Origin of the sequence: Neobacillus drentensis (assembly GCF_036965645.1) — a bacterium.
Lineage (GTDB): Bacteria > Bacillota > Bacilli > Bacillales > Cytobacillaceae > Neobacillus > Neobacillus drentensis_D.
The window spans coordinates 1-3,639 of record NZ_JBALPZ010000281.1 but is presented as its reverse complement, the minus strand read 5'-3'; the positions used below and the strand labels follow the sequence as shown (position 1 = coordinate 3,639).

At 39.2% G+C, this 3,639-nt stretch carries 3 protein-coding genes; all 3 read left to right on the top strand.

Translation table 11 applies throughout. The features are described 5' to 3' along the window. Nucleotides 1-66: 66 nt before the first annotated feature. The 3 genes from V7266_RS30380 (at nt 67) to V7266_RS30370 (ending at nt 3,599) form a co-directional block, all read left to right on the top strand. A complete protein-coding gene (locus tag V7266_RS30380) occupies nt 67-594 on the top strand; it encodes a DUF3231 family protein (protein ID WP_335473000.1) in 528 nt (175 codons plus the stop codon). A gap of 375 nt (nt 595-969) precedes the next feature. After that, on the top strand, nt 970-2,715 hold the full coding sequence (locus V7266_RS30375) for a DUF4153 domain-containing protein (RefSeq protein ID WP_335472999.1): 1,746 nt from the start codon (nt 970-972) through the stop codon (nt 2,713-2,715). 455 nt (nt 2,716-3,170) lie between these two features. Continuing rightward, entirely contained in the window at nt 3,171-3,599 is a 429-nt protein-coding gene (locus tag V7266_RS30370; protein WP_335472998.1) for an OsmC family protein, read from the top strand. Nucleotides 3,600-3,639: the final 40 nt, after the last annotated feature.

The window sequence follows — 3,639 nt, the reverse complement described above, 5'->3', positions numbered from 1 at the left end:
TTATTATTTATTGGAAAAAATACCATCAGAACAAATACTAACCAAGGTTTGGTGGGATTATGAAACATGAAACTATTTGATATATTACATGATGCATTTGAGCCTTTTATGGATGGGGAGAAAAGACCATTAAATGTGATGGAGGTTTCAAATCTATGGTTTTTCCTGTTAGCAACCGAGCTCACCATGCGAAATGAAGAAATTGGGTACAATATAGCCCATGATCCGGAACTGAAACAACTTTTACAGGATATGAGAGAGAATTTGCATGTACCGATTAGATACGAGCTGATTGAGTTTCTAAAGAAAGAAGGAATCCCATTACCGAAAACGACGACGGAAAAACCACTAGGTGATTTTCAGAATATACCGGAGGGCGCCAAGCTAAATGACGAAGAACTGGCTAACCTTATGTCCTATAATCTGGCAATGGGAGTCACTACTGCCGCCAAAGGCCTATCGGAATCGATCCGGTCAGACGTGGGGTTACTTTTTTCAAAAATTCTCATGAAGAAGACGATGGCGGGGTTGAGGGTAAAACAATACTTAGACCGGCATGAGTGGCTTCGTGTTCCACCGTATTATAATGGTTAGTTATTAAGTGAGTAGATTATTTATGTAGAAAAACCTGCCTTCATGTTGGCAGGTTAATTTTATTACTCCGATTATTTCTCCTTTTTAAGGTGTTAATGTAGGGTTGATAGATTCCTATTTTAAAAGTAGCAGATAAAAAAATTATCAGAAATTGAATTAAACTTAAGCATCTTGTTAATTACCCGGGAAATGTGAAGGGTTTTAGTGAAGTTTGTCGAATTCCTTTGGGGAATTGATGAGGATGGTTTGAAAAAATAGATATTGTCAGTTATTGAATTGAATGAAAGGGTAGGAAATACCCATATCGGGTACCGATACATGTTATAATTTTATTAGAAATAAATGGAAGTGTATATAAAGGGAGGTATGATGAAGATGAAATGGTTGGAAAAGTTAAAAGATCGACTTACTGGGCTGACTGATGCCATTAGCCGTTTCCCTTTAACCACCTTATTCTTGTTAGCTGCAGTCTTGGTAAATACTTATTCGATTAGCACGGAAAAGGACGATACGAAGTTACTATTAACCTTTATCCTTGGTGCCTTCCTTAGTGCTGTTGGTCAGGTAGGCTATGAACGATTTTTTTCAAAAATTTCATCTCGACTGGCGCTGATGGGAGCGGCGATCATCCTAACGGGTGGATACTACTTGATTGTTAGGCCAGCTCCAAATTTAAGTACAGAGATTGAAATTAGAACGGTTGTGGCCATGTTTGCGCTGCTTTGGGCTTTTATCTGGGTGCCTGTCATCAAAAGCAGCACCAGTTTTAATAAAAGCTTCATGATTACCTTTAAGTCATTTTTTATTTCCCTCTTTTTCTCTTGTATTATCTATGGCGGGATCGCGATTATTCTAGTGGCTTTTAATGAGCTGATTTTTGAGATTGGTTATACGGCTTACCCGCATACAGCTAACCTTATCTTTATTCTTTTTGCACCTTTATACTTTCTATCACTTATCCCTAATTTTTTACGGGCAAAGGACGACACGATTGAGCAGGCTGGACATTGTCCGAAGTTCCTAGAAATACTGTTATCATATATCCTGATCCCTTTACTAGGTGTGTTTACGCTCATCTTAGTAGTTTATATTTTCAAAACAATCGGCGGGGCCTTTTGGGATGATAATATGCTGGAACCTATGCTGGTCTCGTACGCTATAACGGTTATTTTGCTATATATTTTAGTTAGTGAGCTTGAGAATAAATTTACGATTTTTTTTCGAAAGGTGTTTCCAAAAGTATTAATCCCTATTGTTCTCTTTCAGATTGCCTCTTCGGTGATCAGTTTAAGTGAAACGGGTGTTACACATACCCGATACTATGTAATCCTATTTGGCGTATTTGCAATCATTGCAGGTGTTTTATTGAGCCTTTTCCCTGTCCGGAAAAATGGCGTTATTGCGGCCTTGTTGATTCTTTTTTCAGTCATTTCGATTGTTCCCCCGGTTGATGCATTTACCATCAGCAGAACTAGTCAAATGGCCATCCTTGAGGAGGAACTCTTAAAGTATGATATGCTCGAAAATAATAAAATTAAGCCTAATGAATCGGTCTCTGAGAAGGATAGAAGTATTATTACCGATACTGTTCACTATTTAGACCACATGGGCTATTTAAAGGAGATAACTTGGTTACCGAAGAATTTTGATGTTTACAAGGATTTTAAGGATACGTTTGGCTTTCAAGCGTATCAGGAGTCAGGGGATGCAAATCAATCCGTTTACCTGACAATGGAACCATCCATGTCTATTGATATTGCAGGAGCTGATCGATTTATTCAAATGGATCTTAATCCATACGATCGCGATAGTGAGCAGGAGATTAGCGATTTTGAAAAAGCGGGTAAAACCTATTCCCTGGTCACAGATACACATGGAAAACAGATAGATTTGAAGTTTTTGGGAGAAAATAGTCAAGAACTTATCCGTTTTAACACTCAGGAAATCTTTGATAAGTTTTATCATTATAATGCAAATAAGGGCACGATAACAGCGGATGAAGCCACGTTCACGAAGGAAAACAGGTATGCTAAGCTGACAATCGTGGTGCAAAATGTCAGCATCGAAAAGCAATCTAACCAGAATAACGCAGGGATATTTGTGTTTATTCAGATCAAATAGCGAGGATTTTCCCTGTAATAATTAGACCCCTCTCAGTGCAGAGGGGTTTTCGTTTTTTCTATAAAAGGTTATGAAGGACAAGATAGGGGGTAAATAGGAAGGAAAGTGTCCTTCATCGAGGGGATGAAAGACAAAATTGGGATTGAGTTGAGAGTAAAGTGTCCTTCATTAAGGTAATGAAAGACAAAATGGAGTTGAGTCTAGAGTAAAGTGTCCTTCATTGAGGGGATGAAGGACAAAATGGGATCGAATCAAAAGGAAAGTGTCCTTCATCAAGGGGATGAAAGACAAAATTGGGTTGAGACAAAAGGTAATTGTCTGTCATCGCTACAATTAAGGTTTCCTTCATAAATGCTAATCCTTCATTAAGTTAATAATGACATGCCAAATTAAATAAAATAAAAATAAGGTACGGCCCAATTGGCAAGAATAAGCAAAAAGAAAGGGGAATATCAATGATCGATTTAACGATTAACTGGAAAGAGAAAATGGCCTTTGCAGGAACAACTCCTTCGGGCCATGAAATCAAACTGGATGCGGCTCCAGAGGTCGGTGGGGAAAATACGGGAGCTAGGCCGACCGAGCTGCTCCTTCAGGCTGTTGCAGGCTGCACCGGAATGGATATTATCTCAATCCTGCATAAAATGCGCCTTGAGCCCAGCTCCTTTCAAATAGATGTAGAAGGCCACCGGGCGGAGGAACATCCCAAACGATTTACGAACATCAATCTGCACTACGCTTTAGACGGGGACTTACCTGAAGACAAAGTCATTCGTGCGATTCAATTATCAAAAGACAAATACTGCTCCGTCTCCCATTCCTTAAATGCCGAAATCACTGTCAGCTACTCCATAAATGGGGTTAAAGGGGAAAAGACAATATGATCATGGGGACGGTTCTCCTGCTTCCGAAGCAGGAGAACCG

Coding starts and splice junctions, on each gene's coding strand:
- V7266_RS30380 (WP_335473000.1), top strand. CDS start 67: ATGAAACTATTTGATATATTACATGATGCATTTGAGCCTTTTATGGAT.
- V7266_RS30375 (WP_335472999.1), top strand. CDS start 970: ATGAAATGGTTGGAAAAGTTAAAAGATCGACTTACTGGGCTGACTGAT.
- V7266_RS30370 (WP_335472998.1), top strand. CDS start 3,171: ATGATCGATTTAACGATTAACTGGAAAGAGAAAATGGCCTTTGCAGGA.